Annotated in this window: 15 protein-coding genes and 1 tRNA gene; 5 read left to right on the top strand and 11 right to left on the bottom strand. The window is 74.6% G+C overall.

Features of this window, described 5'->3' with window-relative positions:
- Positions 1-80 precede the first annotated feature (80 nt).
- Positions 81-836 (top strand): rhomboid family intramembrane serine protease, encoded by a 756-nt coding sequence (locus tag ACI8AF_RS09415; RefSeq protein WP_456539433.1) that lies wholly within the window; start codon positions 81-83, stop codon positions 834-836.
- Here ACI8AF_RS09415 and ACI8AF_RS09410 read toward each other — a convergent pair.
- Both ACI8AF_RS09410 and crgA read right to left on the bottom strand, forming a co-directional pair.
- Positions 833-1,237 (bottom strand): PH domain-containing protein, encoded by a 405-nt coding sequence (locus ACI8AF_RS09410; RefSeq protein ID WP_456539432.1) that lies wholly within the window; start codon positions 1,235-1,237, stop codon positions 833-835. The genes ACI8AF_RS09415 and ACI8AF_RS09410 overlap by 4 nt on opposite strands.
- 419 nt (positions 1,238-1,656) lie before the next feature.
- Positions 1,657-1,929, bottom strand: a complete 273-nt coding sequence (gene crgA / locus ACI8AF_RS09405) for a cell division protein CrgA (protein ID WP_456539431.1) — start codon at positions 1,927-1,929, stop codon at positions 1,657-1,659.
- Between the two features lie 141 nt (positions 1,930-2,070).
- Between crgA and ACI8AF_RS09400 the strand changes: the two genes are divergently transcribed.
- Together ACI8AF_RS09400 and ACI8AF_RS09395 are read left to right on the top strand one after the other, a co-directional pair.
- Entirely contained in the window at positions 2,071-2,832 is a 762-nt protein-coding gene (locus ACI8AF_RS09400) for a DUF881 domain-containing protein (protein WP_456539430.1), read from the top strand.
- Positions 2,833-2,891: 59 nt separating this feature from the next.
- The gene (locus ACI8AF_RS09395; protein ID WP_456539429.1) at positions 2,892-3,548 is read left to right on the top strand and encodes an aminodeoxychorismate/anthranilate synthase component II; all 657 of its coding nucleotides are present in this window, start codon (positions 2,892-2,894) and stop codon (positions 3,546-3,548) included.
- 56 nt (positions 3,549-3,604) lie between these two features.
- Here the strand turns inward: ACI8AF_RS09395 and pknB are convergent, their stop codons facing one another.
- From pknB to ACI8AF_RS09360, 7 genes are all read right to left on the bottom strand, one after another.
- Positions 3,605-5,500, bottom strand: a complete 1,896-nt coding sequence (gene pknB / locus ACI8AF_RS09390) for a Stk1 family PASTA domain-containing Ser/Thr kinase (RefSeq protein ID WP_456539428.1) — start codon at positions 5,498-5,500, stop codon at positions 3,605-3,607.
- Positions 5,501-5,624: 124 nt separating this feature from the next.
- Positions 5,625-7,313, bottom strand: coding sequence for a protein kinase domain-containing protein (locus ACI8AF_RS09385; RefSeq protein ID WP_456539427.1), 1,689 nt, complete (start codon positions 7,311-7,313; stop codon positions 5,625-5,627).
- Positions 7,313-8,773: a peptidoglycan D,D-transpeptidase FtsI family protein gene (locus tag ACI8AF_RS09380; RefSeq protein WP_456539426.1), complete on the bottom strand. Its 1,461-nt coding sequence runs from the start codon at positions 8,771-8,773 to the stop codon at positions 7,313-7,315. Before ACI8AF_RS09380 ends, ACI8AF_RS09385 begins: the two co-directional genes overlap by 1 nt.
- Complete coding sequence (locus tag ACI8AF_RS09375) at positions 8,770-10,182, bottom strand: FtsW/RodA/SpoVE family cell cycle protein (protein WP_456539425.1); 1,413 nt, start codon at positions 10,180-10,182, stop codon at positions 8,770-8,772. The genes ACI8AF_RS09380 and ACI8AF_RS09375 overlap by 4 nt, the downstream gene beginning before the upstream one ends.
- Positions 10,182-11,603 carry a PP2C family protein-serine/threonine phosphatase gene (locus ACI8AF_RS09370; RefSeq protein ID WP_456539424.1) on the bottom strand — a complete coding sequence of 474 codons (1,422 nt, stop codon included), beginning with the start codon at positions 11,601-11,603 and terminating at the stop codon, positions 10,182-10,184. The genes ACI8AF_RS09375 and ACI8AF_RS09370 overlap by 1 nt, the downstream gene beginning before the upstream one ends.
- A complete protein-coding gene (locus ACI8AF_RS09365; RefSeq protein ID WP_456539423.1) occupies positions 11,600-12,061 on the bottom strand; it encodes an FHA domain-containing protein FhaB/FipA in 462 nt (153 codons plus the stop codon). The genes ACI8AF_RS09370 and ACI8AF_RS09365 overlap by 4 nt, the downstream gene beginning before the upstream one ends.
- Before the next feature lie 46 nt (positions 12,062-12,107).
- Positions 12,108-12,926: an FhaA domain-containing protein gene (locus ACI8AF_RS09360; protein WP_456539422.1), complete on the bottom strand. Its 819-nt coding sequence runs from the start codon at positions 12,924-12,926 to the stop codon at positions 12,108-12,110.
- A gap of 170 nt (positions 12,927-13,096) precedes the next feature.
- Between ACI8AF_RS09360 and ACI8AF_RS09355 the strand changes: the two genes are divergently transcribed.
- Together ACI8AF_RS09355 and ACI8AF_RS09350 are read left to right on the top strand one after the other, a co-directional pair.
- Positions 13,097-13,179: transfer RNA gene (locus tag ACI8AF_RS09355), tRNA-Leu, on the top strand.
- Between the two features lie 90 nt (positions 13,180-13,269).
- Positions 13,270-13,566: a hypothetical protein gene (locus ACI8AF_RS09350; RefSeq protein WP_456539421.1), complete on the top strand. Its 297-nt coding sequence runs from the start codon at positions 13,270-13,272 to the stop codon at positions 13,564-13,566.
- 18 nt (positions 13,567-13,584) lie between these two features.
- Here ACI8AF_RS09350 and ACI8AF_RS09345 read toward each other — a convergent pair whose 3' ends face one another.
- Together ACI8AF_RS09345 and ACI8AF_RS09340 are read right to left on the bottom strand one after the other, a co-directional pair.
- Positions 13,585-14,070, bottom strand: a complete 486-nt coding sequence (locus tag ACI8AF_RS09345) for a DUF1707 SHOCT-like domain-containing protein (protein ID WP_456539420.1) — start codon at positions 14,068-14,070, stop codon at positions 13,585-13,587.
- A complete protein-coding gene (locus tag ACI8AF_RS09340) occupies positions 13,983-15,365 on the bottom strand; it encodes a DUF222 domain-containing protein (protein ID WP_456539419.1) in 1,383 nt (460 codons plus the stop codon). Before ACI8AF_RS09340 ends, ACI8AF_RS09345 begins: the two co-directional genes overlap by 88 nt.
- Positions 15,366-15,367: the final 2 nt, after the last annotated feature.

Below are 15,367 nucleotides of genomic sequence, written 5' to 3'. Positions count from 1 at the left end.
CCACCACCTGCTACCGGCACCCGGACCGCGCCACCGGCATCTCCTGCACCCGCTGCGGGCGGCCGATCTGCCCCGAGTGCATGGTCCCGGCCTCCGTCGGGTTCCAGTGCCCGGAGTGCGTGCGCGCCGGGCAGGCCGGCGTGCGCCGCGTCCGCGGCGGCGGGGTGCGGTCGGCGGGGCGCCGCTGGGGGCCGGTGACCCTCACGCTCATCGCGGTCAACGTCGCGATGTTCGTCGTCACCGCGGTCTCCGCCGGTGTGGCGGGGCACAACCCGCTCGACAACTACGACTCGACGGTCTTCTTCTGGCTCGCCCAGTACCCGATCCTGGTCGACCAGGGCGAGGTGTGGCGGCTGGTCACCGCCGCGTTCCTGCACGTCGGCCCGGTGCACCTGGCGCTCAACATGCTGGCGCTGCTGATCTTCGGCTCCGAGCTCGAGCACGCCCTCGGCCGCTGGCGCTACCTGGCGCTGTACTTCCTGTCGATCCTCGGCGGCGCGGCGGCCGTGGAGCTGTTCAGCCACCCCGGCATCCCCGTCGCGGGCGCCTCCACGGCCCTGTACGGCCTCATGGGCGGGCTCGCCGTCCTCATGGTCGCCCGCCGGCAGGACCTCCGGGGCATCGTGACGCTGCTCGTCATCAACGTGCTCGTCAGCGTCCTGGTCCCGGGTATCTCCATCGTCGGCCACCTGGGTGGCCTGGTCGCCGGCATCGCCGCGAGCGCGCTCCTCGTGGGCGCCCGGCGCAGCCGGCCGGTGCAGATCGCCGGCGTGGTGGTGCTCGCCGTCGTCCTGCTCGTGCTCTGCCTGACCGTGCCGACGGTCGCCGTCCTCTAGCGGGCCAGCTCCCGGAGGGCCCGCGCGACCTCCTCCGGGTCGGTCCCGAGGTCGCGCCGCCCCAGCAGCACCAGGACGCCGTCGTCGTCCGGGCCCGCGGCGGTGTCCAGCTCCAGCGTGCGGCTGCGCAGTCCCCAGCGCGACGTGGTGCGCACCTGCACCCGCAGCCCGCCCCAGGGCAGCAGCCGGCGGCCGACGAGGGTTCGGACGACCACGCCGTCCAGCTCGGCGGACAGCCGGGGTCGCAGCAGGGCGTCGCGCGCCGCCAGCCCGAGCACCAGCAGGGCCGCCGCGCCCACGAGCACCCGGCCCAGGGGGTCCACCAGCAGGACGGCGAGGGCGAGGCCGAGTCCGATCGCGGCGAGCGCGGCCGTCTCGGCCGCCCGGGGGGACCACTGCACGGCCCCAGGCTGCCAGCTCCCCGGTCCACAGGGCGGCGGGTGTGCCCGCACCGGTGCGCACGGTGAGCGCCGCGCGTGTGGATCCCCACCCCCCGGGGAAGGGAAAGCCGCAGGTCACCGCCCCGCGCAGGCACACATGTCGACTTCTCCACAGCTGTGTGCACAGCTGGGGAAAGACTCACACGGGTGTAGTTACGCCGGTGGGGACGTCGTCCCACGAGTCTCAACGACGGCGAAATAGCAGGTCAGCAGTGTGACGACCGGGTCCCTCTCTCCACACTCGGTGGACAACCCTGGGGGTGGAGCGTCATGTCGACCTGTGGACGGGGCGGGGCGCTGTGCACAGAATCCCCAGCCGGGAACGACCGAGGCCCCCGTTCCCAGGGGGACGAGGGCCTCGTGTAGGGATGGGGACCTGCTCAGCGCCAGCGCATCGACATGACCAGGCCGGCCACCATGGCGCCGAAGCCGATCGCGAAGTTCCACGCGCCGAGGGAGACCATCAGCGGGATCTTGTCGCCGGCCACGTAGTACACGACGATCCAGGCCAGGCCCAGCAGCATGAGGGCGACCATGAGGGCGGCGTACCAGCGGGGGCTGGGCTGCGCCGCCTTGGCGCGGGTTCCGCGCGCCTCCAGCACGTCGGCCGGGGGCGTGTAGACCGACTTCTTGCGCACCTTGGACTTGGGCACCGTGCGAACTCCCTCCGCGGGCCGGTCCGTCGTCCCCGGCCGTGACTGCCTCCCAGCCTAAGCTCCGGAGGGACGCCGGTGGTGGTGCGCCGTGGTGTTCCTCCCCCAACGTGGGCGACCGACGCCGGAAGGAGGCCGACCGTGGCCCTCTCGGCGCTGCGCGTGCGGCGGCCGCTGCGCCGTCCGTCCGCCTGGTCGGCGCTGGTCCCCGTGGTCGCACTCGCCGCCGGCCTGCTCTTCGCCACCTCCGGCCGCACGGCCCAGGGCACCGACCTGCGCGCCGGGGAGGTCACCGAGCTGTCGGAGCTGATCGTGCAGCGCGGGCAGGCGATCGAGAGCCAGCAGGCCCAGCTGACCGAGCTGCAGCGGGAGGCGGAGCGGCTCACCGACCTCGCGGCCTCGCGGGACGGCGACGTCGCCGCCGTGCAGGAGGCGGGGGAGGCCGGCGAGCTGTCGGCGGCGCTGGTCCCGCTCACCGGGCCGGGCATCGAGATCGTGCTGGACGACGCCCCGCCGCGCAGCGACGGCACCCTGCCGGTGAACGCCCGCCCCGACGACCTGGTCATCCACCAGTCCGACGTCCAGGCGGTCGTGAACGCGGTCTGGGCCGCCGGTGCCGACGGCGTGGCCATCATGGACCTGCGGCTGATCGCCACCAGCGCGGTGCGCTGCGTCGGCAACGTGCTCCTGCTGCAGGGCCGCACGTACTCGCCGCCGTTCGTCATCACGGCGATCGCCGACGCCGACGCCGTCCGCGCGCAGCTGGCGGCCTCGCCGCAGGTGGCCGTGCTGCAGCAGGCGGTGCAGGCGTTCGGGCTGAGCTTCACCGTCCGCGAGCGGCCCCAGGTGGAGCTGCCCGCCTACGCCGGGGCCCTCGACCTGGCGTACGCGACGGCCCGCTGAGCAGAGGGAGCACGCGGGCGGGGGGCGACGGGCGCGCCGCGGCCGTGTACACCTGAGGGGTGCACGCCACCCGGCCGGTCCTCGTCGTCGACAACTTCGACAGCTTCGTCTACAACCTGGTCCAGTACCTGGGTCAGCTCGGCGTCCGCTGCGTCGTGCGGCGCAACGACGCCGTGAGCGTCGACGAGCTGGCCGATCTCGACGTGGCCGGGGTGCTGCTGTCCCCCGGGCCGGGGACGCCCGCCGACGCCGGCGTGACGGTGCCCATGGTCCGGGCGGCGGCCCAGGCCGGCACCCCCGTGTTCGGCGTGTGCCTGGGCCACCAGGGCATCGCGGAGGCCTTCGGCGCCGAGGTGGTCCGGGCGCCCGAGCTGCTGCACGGGAAGACCAGCGAGGTGGTCCACGACGGCGTCGGCGTCCTGGCCGGGCTGCCCTCGCCGTTCACCGCCACCCGCTACCACTCGCTGGCGGTCGACCCGGCCACCGTGCCCGACGAGCTCGAGGTCACCGGGCACACCCCCTCGGGCGTCGTGATGGCCCTGCGGCACCGCGAGCTGCCGATCGAGGGCGTGCAGTTCCACCCCGAGTCCGTGCTCACCGAGGGCGGTCACCAGATGCTCGCCAACTGGCTCACCACCTGCGGCCTGGCGCCCGACCCCGAACGGCTCGAGGCCGCGGCGGCCGGGGCCCGGCGCCTGGCGGCGGCCTCCGCCTGACGTACGCGGAAGGGCCCCTCCCGGGATCGGGAGGGGCCCTTCCGCGTGCGCTGCCGCTAGCCGCCGACGACGATCAGGACGATCTCCTCGTCGAACGCGGTCGTGGTCCCTGCCGGGGGATCGGTCGCCACCGCGGTGCCGGGCGCCTCGCCGGTCTCGCCGGGCTCGGTGAGCTGGACCCGGATGCTGGTGAACCCGGCCTCCCGGAGAGCCTGGTCCGCCTCGGCCTGCGTCAGCCCGGAGACGTCGGGCAGCGGTGCCTCGGTGGGCTCGGCGGGCGCGGACGCCACCTGCAGCGTGATCTCGGTGTCGGCCGACGCCTGCTGCCCCTCGCCCGGCGTGACGCCCAGGACGGTGCCGGCCGGCTCCTCGGACTCGACCTGCTCGACGGTCACGTTGCCGAACCCGGCCTCGGACAGCGTCTGCTCGGCGGCGGCCTGCTGCTGGCCGACGACGGCCGGGACGGGGGCGTCGCCGTCGGACACCGACAGGGTGATCTCGGCGTCCAGCGCCGCCTGCGAGCCCTGGGCCGGGTCGACGTCGACCACCTCGCCCTCGGGGGCCAGGCTGTCGACCTGCTCGGTGTTGATGTTCCCCGTGAAACCGGCGCCGCGGAGGTTGTCGCGGGCCTCGTCGACATCCAGGCCGATGACGGCGGGGACGGCGACGGTGTCCGGCCCGGCGCCCACCGTCAGGTCGACCTCGGTGCCCTCGTCCACCGAGGCACCCGCGGCGGGATCGGTGGAGAGCACCTGGCCCGCCTGCTCGGCCGTGCTGGGCGCGGTGGTGACGTCGCCGACGACCAGCCCCGCGCCGGTGATCTGGCTCTCGGCGTCGGCCTGGGCCAGGTTCACCACGTTGGGCACCGCGACCTGCTGGGTGGCGGGCGGCTGCTCGTCGTCGCCACCGAGCAGGAGGAAGAGGGCGACGGCGCCGCCGATGAGCACGACGGCCGCCGCGACGATCGCGACGATCCGGTTGCGGCGCTTGCGCCGGGCCGCCTCGGGGTCCCCGTCCCAGTCGTCGTCCCCGGGCGCACCCGGGCCGCCGGGCGTGGCCGCCAGCAGGGTCGTCTTCTCGGCGTCGTTCATCACCGGCGTGGCCTCGACCCGCTGCCCCGCCAGGGCCCGGAGCAGGTCGTTGCGCATGTCGGCGGCCGACTGGTAGCGGTTGGCCGGGTTCTTGCTCATCGCCTTGAGCAGGATGGCGTCGAGCTCCGGCGGGACGGCGGGGTTGATCGACGAGGGAAGCCGCGGGTCCTCGCGCACGTGCTGGTAGGCCACCGACACGGGGGAGTCGCCGGTGAACGGCGGCGCGCCGGTGACGAGCTCGTAGAGCAGGCAGCCGACGGAGTAGACGTCGGAGCGGGCGTCGACGCTCTCGCCGCGGGCCTGCTCCGGCGAGAGGTACTGGGCCGTGCCGATGACCGCCGCGGTCGAGGTCATCGTGGCCGCGGAGTCGGAGACCGCGCGGGCGATGCCGAAGTCCATGACCTTGACCGAGCCCTGGGGCGTGATCATCACGTTCCCGGGCTTCACGTCGCGGTGCACGATGCCGTTGCGGTGGCTGAAGTCGAGGGCGCCGCAGATGTCGGCGGCGAGGCTCATGGCGCGGTCGGGGCGCAGGACGCCCTCGCGGCGCAGCACGTCGCGCAGGGTGTCGCCCTCGACGTACTCCATGACGATGTACGGGGTGGCCCCGCTGGCGCTGCGGTCCTCGCCGGTGTCGTAGACGGCCACGATCGCCGGGTGGTTGAGCGACGCGGCGGCCTGCGCCTCGCGGCGGAAGCGCACCTGGAACGACGGGTCGCGGGCGAGGTCCTGCCGGAGGACCTTGACGGCCACCTCGCGGCCCAGGCGGAGGTCGCGGCCGCGGTGGACCTCGGCCATGCCGCCGCGGCCCAGGACCCCGCCGATCTCGTAGCGCTCGCCGAGCACTTGCGGGGTGGTCATACGAGGTCCTCTCGGGGGGTGCCGTGCGCGCCCCGGGGGAGCCCCGGGCGGTGCCGGAGGGGGCCGTCGGCCACCCTAACCGGCACGGCGCCGGGATCCCGGGAATCGGCGGGGGTGAGGACCACTACGCCTCACCCTGCACAGCGGCCGCACCCTGCAGCGGCTCTTCGGCCTGCTGCCCCTCACCCGCCGGCGGCTCTTCCTCCTCTGCGGGAGGGGGTTCGGGCGCCGAGGTGCCGGGCTGGCTGGGCGGCTCCGGCGACGGCGTGGTCGTCGTCGGCGTCGTCGTCGTGGTCGTGGCCGACGACGAGGAGGAGCTCGACGACGAGCTCGAGGAGGACGACGTGGTCTGCGGCGGCTGCGTCGTCGGCGCGCCGTCCTCGGGCGTGTAGCCGTCGCTCGCGACGAACAGGGTGACGCCCGAGCCGACCGGCACGGTCGTGTCCGCCGGGTCGGAACCGGCCACGGCGTCGGCCGCGAGCTCCTGCCCCAGCTCGGCGAGCTGCGCGTCCGAGGCCTCCGCCCGGGTGACCTGGAGCCCCTGGCCCTCGAGGCGGGCGCGGACGTCGTCGTAGTCCTGGCCGATGAAGCCGGCGGTGTCGATCGCGACGGTGGCGGCCGAGGTCGGGGCGGCGCTGGTGGTCGCCGAGGTGCCGGTGCTGGTGCCGGGGGGCTGCTCCTCGCCGCCGCCGCCCAGCAGCAGCCACCCGCCGCCGGCCAGCAGCAGCACGGCGAGGACGACGGCGGCGATCCACAGCCAGCGGCGGCTGCGGCGCGGTGGCTCGTCGTCGGCCCAGCGGTCGTCCTCGTCGTCCGGCGCCTGCAGCGGCGGCATGGGGCGCGGCGACGTGGAGGGACCCGCGACGGCGGCGGCGGCGCCGGTCGTCCCGCCCAGCACCCGGGTGCCGTCCTCGGGCATGGTGATGACCTCGGTGGTCGCCCCGGTCACCGGGCCGGCCGCGGCGGCGAACGTCGTGCCGTGCGCCGCCACCGCCCGGACGGCGTCGGCGAACGCGCCGCCGTCGGCGAACCGGTCGGCCGGGTCCTTGGCCAGGGCCCGCTCGACGAGCTCCCGCACCGCTTGCGGGACCTCCGCGGGCAGCGGGGGCGGCTGGCGGTTGATGTGCGCGAGCGCGATCGCCACCTGCGAGGTGCCGTCGAACGGCCGGCCCCCGGTCAGGCACTCGTAGGCGACGACGCCCAGCGAGTACACGTCGGAGGCGGCGGTGACCTCGAAGCCCTGCGCCTGCTCGGGCGACAGGTACTGGGCGGTCCCCACCACCATGCCGGTGCGGGTGAGCGGGGCGGCGTCGCGGGCCTGGGCGATGCCGAAGTCGGTCAGCTTGACCACGCCGTCGGGGCGGACCATGAGGTTGCCCGGCTTGATGTCGCGGTGCACGACCCCGGCGCGGTGGGCGGCGGAGAGGCCCTCGGCGGCCTGGCCGAGCACGTGCAGCGTCCAGTCGACCGGGAGCCGGCCCTCCTCGTGGAGGATCGTGACCAGCGGCTGGCCGTCGACGAACTCCATCACCAGGAAGGCCAGGTTGTGGCCGGTGCGGTCGTCCACGGTCTCGCCGTAGTCGTAGACCGACGCGATGTTCGGGTGCGAGAGCGCCGCGGTGTGCCGCGCCTCGTTGCGGAACCGGGCGAGGAAGTTCGGGTCCCCCGTGAACTCGCTGCGCAGCACCTTGGCCGCGACGACCCGGTCGAGGACCCGGTCGCGGGCGCGCCAGACCTCGCCCATGCCGCCGACGGCGATGGGAGCCGTGATCTCGTAGCGCCCGGCGAGCAAGGTGCCCAGCGACAGCGCCATCAGCCCCCCTGTTCCCCGAAGTAGGCCTCCATCACCTGGCGGGCGATGGGTGCCGAGATGTCGCCGCCGGTGCCCTCGACACCGCTGGCGCCACCGTTGCGGACGAAGACCGCCAGCGCGATCTGCCGGTCGCTCTCGCCGCCGAAGCCGATGAACCAGGTGTGCGGGCTCTGCCCCTCCCCGATCTCGGCCGTGCCGGTCTTGCCGCCGACGGTGACGCCGTCAACCCGGGCCCGGCGGCCGGTGCCGTCCTCGACGACGCTCACCATCATCTCGCGCAGCTGACCGGCGACCTCGCTGGAGACCGGCTGGCCCATCTCCTCCGGCTCGGTCTGGTCGATGACCGTGAGATCCGGCGCGCGCACCTGGTCGACGAGGTAGGGCTGCATGAGGGTGCCGTCGTTGGCCACCGCCGCGGCGATCATGGCCGCCTGGATGGGGGTCATCTGCACGTCCTGCTGCCCGATGGAGCTGATGCCCAGCTGGGCGTCGTCGGCGATGTCGCCGATGGTGCTGCCCGCCACGGACAGTGGCATGTCGAAGCCCTCGCCGTCCATGCCGAAGGCCTCGGCCATCTCGCGGACCCGGTCCTCGCCGAGGTCGATGCCCAGCTGCGCGAAGGCGGTGTTGCAGGAGATGGTGAGCGCGTCGATCAGCGGCTGCTCCTGGCTGGGGTCGCAGACCTCGCCGTTGAAGTTCTCCAGCTCGGTGCTGGTGCCGGGCAGGGTGAGCAGGTCGGGCGCGGGGATGACGGTCTCGGGGGTGTAGCCGTCCTCGAGCGCGGCCGCGGAGACGATCACCTTGAACACCGACCCGGGCGAGTAGCGCTGGGAGATCGCCTGGTTGATCCGCGGGTCGGGGTCGGCGGCGTCGAGCTGCGCCGCGTAGTCGCGGATCGCCGCCGGGTCGTGGCTGGAGAGCAGGTTCGGGTCGTAGGTGGGAGTGCTCGCCATGGCGAGCACCGCGCCCGTGGAGGGGTCGAGCGCGACGACGGCCCCGACCACGCCGTCCAGGGCGTCCATCGCCGTCTGCTGGAGCGTGGGGTCCAGGGTGAGGACGACGTCGCCGCCGGAGGGGTCGCGGCCGGTGAACAGGTCGGCCAGGCGGCGGGCGAACAGCCGCGGGTCGTTGCCGGCGAGCACGTCGTTCTCGGCCCGCTCCAGCATCCAGGTGTTGTAGATGAGCGAGTAGTAGCCGGTCACCGGGGCGTAGACCGGCCCCTGCGGGTACTGCCGCAGGTAGGTCAGCCGGTCGTCGGTGCGGATCGACATCGCGATCTCGGTGCCCTCGACGACGATCGAGCCGCGCTCGCGCTCGTACTCCTCGAGCAGCACGCGGGTGTTGCCGGAGTCGTTGCGCAGCTCGTCGGAGCGGACGACCTGGATGTAGTTGACGTTGATGATCAGCAGGGTGAACAGCACCAGCACGCTGATCGCCACGCGGCGCAGCGGCGCGTTCACGACTGCACGACCTCCGTCGGGGCCTCACCCAGCCGCGGCGGCTGCGCGGCCGGCGGCGCGGCGGGACGGCGGGCGGCGTCGCTGATCCGGACGAGCAGCGCCACCAGGCCGAAGTTGGCGACCAGCGAGGAGCCGCCGTAGGCCAGGAACGGCGTGGTCAGGCCGGTCAGCGGCAGCAGCCCGGTGACCCCGCCCAGGACGACGAACACCTGCCAGGCGATGGCGAAGGACAGGCCGGCGGCGAGCAGCTTGCCGAAGGCGTCGCGGACGATCAGCGAGCTGCGCAGCCCGCGCTCGACCAGGATCAGGTAGACGATGATCACCGCGACCAGGCCGAAGAGGCCCAGCTCCTCGCCGACGGCGGCGGTGATGAAGTCGCTCTTGGCCACCGGCACCTGGTCGGGGCGGCCGCTGCCCAGCCCGGCGCCGAACAGCCCGCCGGTGCCGAGCCCGAACAGCGACTGGACGAGCTGGTAGCCGGCGTCGTCCCGGTAGGCGAACGGGTCCAGCCACACGTCGACCCGGCGCTGCACGTGGCCGAAGATCTGGTAGGCCAGCAGCGCACCGGCGGCGAACAGGCCCACGCCGATCACCAGCCAGCTGGCGCGCTCGGTGGCGACGTAGAGCATCACCACGAAGATGCCGAACAGCAGCAGCGAGCTGCCCAGGTCGCGCTCGAAGACCAGCACCAGGATCGAGAAGGCCCAGGCGACCAGCACCGGCCCGAGGTCGCGGCCGCGGGGCAGCTCGAGGCCCACCACCTTGCGGCTGGCGAGCGCGAGCACGTCGCGCTTGTCGACCAGGTAGGCCGCGAAGAAGATGACCAGGCAGATCTTGGCGAACTCGCCGGGCTGGATGGAGAACCCGGCGACGCGGATCCAGATCTTGGCGCCGTTGACCTCGGAGATCGACGACGGCAGGACCGCCGGGATGGCCAGCAGCACCAGGCCGACGAGCATCAGCGTGTAGGCGTAGCGGGCGAGCACCCGGTGGTCGCGGATGACCACCAGGACGGCGACGAACAGGGCGACGCCGATCGTGGCCCAGAGCAGCTGGGTGGGGGCGCTCTCGCTGGTGTCCGAGCCGCCCTCCATGCTCCCGGCCAGGTCGAGCCGGTGGATCACCGACAGCCCGAGGCCGACCAGCAGCGCCACCGACGGCAGCAGCAGGGGGTCGGCGTACGGCGCCCACTTGCGGACGACGACGTGCGCGACGGCCCACAGCGCGGTGATCCAGATGCCGAAGGTGGCCAGCTCAGGGCGCAGCGAGCCGGTGACCGTGAGGTCGACGATGCACTGCGCGGCCAGCGTGATGACGACGGCGAAGGACAGCAGGGCCAGCTCCGTGCCCCGGCGCTTGGGCGCACCGGCGGCGGCGACGCCGCGCGGGTCGGTGGACGGGCCGGCCATCACTTCTCCTCCCGGCAGTCCACTCCCGGCTCGAGGGACGACGTCGCCCGGGTCTCCGTCGCGGTGGTCGTGGACGGGACGGTCGGCGTGCCCGGGTCCAGTGTCCCCGACGGAGCGGTGCCGGCCGGGGGCAGGCCGGTGGACGGCGTCCCCGTGGGCGCCGACTCCGAGGTCTGCTCGGGGGTCGTGCTGGCCTTGCCGCCCTCGGGGCACGGCGGCAGCTGCTGGTCGCGCAGCGCGTCGAGGATCCGCTCGGCGTCGGCGGCGTCGTCGGCCTCGATGCCGTCGCGCACCCGGCTGCGGGCCGCCGGCTCGAGGTCGCTGACCGTGAGGTCGGTGGCGTGGTCGAGCCGGTAGAGGTCGACGCCGAACGGGGAGGTGTGCAGCCCGCGGAAGACCGCCACCTGCTCGGCGTCGCCGGTGCCCTCGACGCCGACGAACCAGTGCTGCAGCGCCCAGACGTAGGTGCCCACGCCACCGGCGACGAGCAGCACGACGAGGCCGAGGGCGACGGCCACCAGGCGCCACGGCCGGCGGCGCTTCGCCGGGGGGCTCGCCACGGACTGCACGACCGGAGGCGGCGGCGGGGGCGTGGGGTCGGCGAGGGCGGCCCGGCCGGCCGCCGAGTTCGGGTCGACCCGGCGCTGGCCCACGTTGTCACCGGCGGCGCCGTCGACGACGGGCTCGATGAGCACCGGCCCGCCGGTGTCCTCGACGACGTCGGCCACGATCACGGTGATGTTGTCGGGGCCGCCGCTGCGCAGCGCCAGCTCGATGAGCCGGTCGGCGGTGGACTGCGGATCGGGGTCCTTGAGCGCCTCGGCGAGGGTCTCCTCGCTGACGACGCCGGAGAGCCCGTCGGAGCAGAGCAGGTAGCGGTCGCCGGCACGGGCCTCGCGCATGGACAGGTCCGGCTCGACGTCCTGGCCGTTGAGCGCGCGCAGCAGCAGCGAGCGCTGCGGGTGGCTGTTGGCCTCCTCGGGCGTGATCCGGCCGTCGTCGATGAGGGTCTGCACGAACGTGTCGTCGTGCGTGATCTGCGAGAACTCGCCGTCGCGCAGCAGGTAGGCGCGGGAGTCGCCGACGTGGCACAGCGCCAGCCGGCCGCCGGCGAAGAGGATCGCGGTGAGCGTCGTCCCCATGCCCTCGAGCTGCGGCGCCTCGCGGATCACCTCGCGCAGGTGCTCGCTGCCCTCGAAGACCGCCTGCCGCATCGACTGGAGCATGTCGCCGGAGGGCGCGTCGTCGTCCAGGTGCTCGAGGGCGGCGATGACGACCTTGCTGGCGACGTCACCGGCCGCGTGCCCGCCCATGCCGTCGGCGACGGCGAGCAGCCGGGGGCCGGCGTAGACGGAGTCCTGGTTGTTGCCGCGGATGAGGCCGCGGTCGGAGCGCGCCGCGTAGCGCAGGACGAGGCTCATGAGCGCAGCTCCAGCGCCGTCTGGCCGATCCGGATGACCTGACCGGGCTGCACGAGCATCGGGCCCTGCACGCGCTGGGTGTCGAGGTAGGTGCCGTTGGTCGAGCCGAGGTCCTCGACGTACCACTGGCCGCCGCGGTTGGTGAGGCGGGCGTGCCGGGAGCTGGCGAAGTCGTCGGTGAGCACGAGCGTGGAGTCGTCGGCGCGGCCGATGAGGATCGGCTGATCGCCGAGGGTGATCTTCGTGCCGGTGAGCGGGCCGGCGGTGACGACCAGCGTGCGGGGACCACGGTTCTTCTTCTTGCCCGCCGGGGCTGCCCGCGGCGGGACCGACGCGACCCGCCCGGCGCGGCCGCCGAAGAGGTCGGCGCGGACCACCCGGAACGCGGCGAAGATGAACAGCCACAGCAGCAGCAGGAAGCCGAAGCGGAAGATCTGCAGGACGATCTCGGCGGTCATGCGCCCACCCCGCCGGTGAGAACCGCCCCCGTGCGCCGCAGCGGCGTCACGCGCCGTCCTGCCGGTAGACCAGCACCGAGTGCCCGATGCGGATCACGTCTCCGTCAGCGAGCGGCTGGCGGTTGATCCGGCGGCCGTTGACGAGCGTGCCGTTGGTGGATCCGAGGTCCTCGGCGACGGCCGTGCCGTTGTCGAGGACGACGTCGACGTGCTTGCGGCTGACACCGGTGTCGGGCAGCCGGATGTCGGCCTCGGTGCCGCGACCGATGACGTTGCGCCCGCTCGTGAGCGTGTGCCGCGTGCCCGGGCCGTCGACCACGAGCACGTGCTGGACCCGCGAGCCGGCACGGCCGACCATCGACGGCGACTGGCGGCCGGTGTCGGTGGCGGTGCGCCCGCGCAGGGGCGGGAGCGGCGGCAGGGCGGGGTGTGCGGCGCTCGCGTGGCCGTTCACCGGCGGCGCCAGCGGCGCCTCCCGCGACGGCGGCCGGCCACGGTCGGCGACGTTCGAGCTGACCTCGAAGACGCCGGTGGGCAGCTCCTCGTCCAGCTGCAGCGCCACCTGGACGTCGCCGAAGGTCTGGTAGCCCTCGCCGGAGATGTGCTCGGACACCATGTCGGCGAGCTCACCGGCGAGCTGGTCCGACCACTCGGCGAGGTTGTCGTAGTCGACCTGGCCCAGGCGCACGGTGTAGAGGTTCGGCGCGAGGACGCGCCCCTCGCCCAGCACGTTGCGCTGCTCGTCGGCCTCGCGGGTCAGGGCCTTGGCGATCTCCGCCGGGTGCACCTTCCCCTTGAAGAGGCGGGCGAAGGCGAGGCCGACCATGCCCTCGAGTCGTCGCTCGAAGCGCTGCAGCACACCCACAGTCGCTCCTTTGCGCTCGCCGCCGACGTCTGACTGGTGATCGTAGCCGGGCGCACGGCCGGTGACCGGCCAGGAACTCGCGACGCCCCGGAGGAACGTCGTCCCACCGGGTCGCACGTCGGCCCCTCCGGGGATCCTCCCGGAGGGGCTGATACTGTCTTGTCGCGCCAGGGCAAGTGGCGGAATGGCAGACGCGCACGGTTCAGGTCCGTGTGTCCGGAAGGACGTGGGGGTTCAACTCCCCCCTTGCCCACCCAGGAAGCGAAGGCCGCGGGAGCTGCTCCCGCGGCCTTCGTCGTCCCCGGGGGTGCCGACGGGCGCGCGGCCCGCCGATGAGGAGGGCATGCGTGCCCGTCGTGTCGCCACCGCCCTCGTCGCCTTCACCGCCGGTGCCGCCGCCTCCGCGGTGCTCCGCCGGCTCACCGCGCGCCGTCCCGCGGCGCCCGCGGCCGCCGCGCTCCCCGCCGACCCGGCGCCGGAGGCCGTGATCCTGCCGTTCGCCCCGCGGGTGGCCGCCGCCCCTGCGCCGGTGGCGCCGGCCCGCTGCGGCGACACCGGCGGGGTGACCAAGGCCGGCGCGCCGTGCGCCGCCCGTCCCTCCGCCGGCGGCCGCTGCCGGCACCACCAGCTGGCGGCCTGACCGGCACCCTCCGGGGTCTCAGCGGGTCAGGCGCTCCTGCTCGCGCGGGCGCTCCCAGGCGCCGCGGCCGAGGGTCTGGGCGAGCAGCACCGCGCCCCAGGGGCCGATGACCCACATCGGCCAGAAGTAGAGCAGCGACCCGCTGGCCAGCGAGGTGATGAGCCAGATGGCCAGCACGATGACCGCGGTGCCGGTCCAGCTGCTCCACGCCGCGCGGGTGGACGAGCCCCAGCCCCACGGGTGCCAGCCCCACGCGCCTGCGCCGCATGAACCGGTGTGGGCCGGGCGGTGCTGTGTCACGGGCGTGGCCGGGCGGACCGGCTCGAGCGCCGGCAGGTCGCTGGTCACCTCGGCGAGGTCGCCGTAGGTCTTGGCGGCGTAGGCGCGGGCCGAGCGCTCCTCGTACTCGGCCACGGTCAGCCGTCCGGCGGCCATGTGCTCGCCGAGGCGGTGGACGACCGCCTCGCGGTCCTTGTCAGCGGCGCGCATGCGGGGCTCGGGCATGGCTCCAGTCTTCGCCGCGGGGCCTGCTCCGGACCACTGACGGACGTCACGACTTCCCGGTGGCAGGCCTCAGCCGGCGCGGGCGAGCTCGGGCTCGTCGGCGGGTGGCCGGATGACGTGGATCTCGGTGCCGTCGGGCCGGTAGGTGTGCCACCGGCCGGCGGTGTCCCGCTCGATGCGGAAGCCGTGGTGGACCTGGGTGTGGTGCCGTTCGCAGAGCAGCCCGGAGTTGTCCAGGCTGGTCTCGCCGCCGAGCGCCCAGGCGAGCAGGTGGTGGACCTCGCACCGGTGGTGCGGGGCGTCGCAGCCGGTGAATGAAAGGACCCCGCTGCCCCCCACGCCTCGCCCGCTCGGCGCGGGCCCCTGCAGCGGGGCCGACGGCCCAGGTCGAGCGGTTCCCCGTTCGGGCCGAGCGCGATCCGGGTGAGGTCGGCGTCGCAGGCCGCCCACCGGGCGCGGGCGGCGGAGAGGACCGCGCCGAAGCCGGTGCGGGCGGCGCCCCGGCCGGTCGTGGGGTCGAGCAGGTCCGCCAGGTCGACGGTGACCGCGACCTGCGGTTTGACGGTGCGCAGCAGCGGCAGGGTGCCGCAGCCGAGGTGGAGGTCGGCCAGCTGCACGGCGGCGTCGGCCTGCCGCTGCGCCAGGCTCCGCGTGTCACCGGCCGGCCGGTGGGCCTGGTCGAGGGCGGCGATGGCGGCCTGGAACCTCTCCCCGCCGACGGCGTCGAGCTCGCCGCGGAGGAACAGCCGGCCGTCGGCCCGCCGGGTGAAGGTCAGCGACCGCTGCTCGGTGGGGTCGGGTTCGGGGCCGTCGGCGTCGAGCCGCTCCAGGAAGGCGCGCACGGCCCGCTCCAAGTCGACGTGCGGCGCCGCGGCGGCCAGCCGGGCCAGGATGGCGGCGGTCTCGGCCAGGTCGATGCCCTGGGCCGCGGCCAGCGCGACCGCCCGCGGCTCGCCGATCGCGGCGATCGTCGACACCGCGTCGGTGGTGATCGCGCCCGCGGCGTGGGCGGCGGCCACGGCCGGGAACCGCTCGGCCACCCGCCCGTTGCGCACCACCTGCGCCGCCGCCGGCCCGGCCAGCCGGCAGTGGCCCTTGAGCCAGGACCGCGCGGTCGCGCCGTCGCGGGCGAACGCCTGCCGGTTCTCCGCGACCCGCACGGTGCGGGACAGCTCGGCCTGCGCGCGGTTGACCAGCTCGACCAGCCCGCGGGTGCGGTCCAGCAGGTCCTCGGCGGGCGGCACGTGCAGATCCTCGCCGGCGAGCGCGTCCAGCGCCGAGGCCACCTCGTCCACGA

The organism is Blastococcus sp. SYSU D00669, from assembly GCF_054050715.1.
This window is presented reverse-complemented; position numbering and strand designations above follow the sequence as displayed.

Excerpts from the sequence above, each read along its gene's own strand:
- ACI8AF_RS09415 (WP_456539433.1), top strand. The coding sequence starts at position 81 with ATGGTCCCGGCCTCCGTCGGGTTCCAGTGCCCGGAGTGCGTGCGCGCC.
- pknB (WP_456539428.1), bottom strand. The coding sequence starts at position 5,500 with ATGACCACCCCGCAAGTGCTCGGCGAGCGCTACGAGATCGGCGGGGTC.
- ACI8AF_RS09385 (WP_456539427.1), bottom strand. The coding sequence starts at position 7,313 with ATGGCGCTGTCGCTGGGCACCTTGCTCGCCGGGCGCTACGAGATCACG.
- ACI8AF_RS09375 (WP_456539425.1), bottom strand. The coding sequence starts at position 10,182 with ATGGCCGGCCCGTCCACCGACCCGCGCGGCGTCGCCGCCGCCGGTGCG.
- ACI8AF_RS09370 (WP_456539424.1), bottom strand. The coding sequence starts at position 11,603 with ATGAGCCTCGTCCTGCGCTACGCGGCGCGCTCCGACCGCGGCCTCATC.
- ACI8AF_RS09365 (WP_456539423.1), bottom strand. The coding sequence starts at position 12,061 with ATGACCGCCGAGATCGTCCTGCAGATCTTCCGCTTCGGCTTCCTGCTG.
- ACI8AF_RS09350 (WP_456539421.1), top strand. The coding sequence starts at position 13,270 with ATGCGTGCCCGTCGTGTCGCCACCGCCCTCGTCGCCTTCACCGCCGGT.
- ACI8AF_RS09345 (WP_456539420.1), bottom strand. The coding sequence starts at position 14,070 with ATGCCCGAGCCCCGCATGCGCGCCGCTGACAAGGACCGCGAGGCGGTC.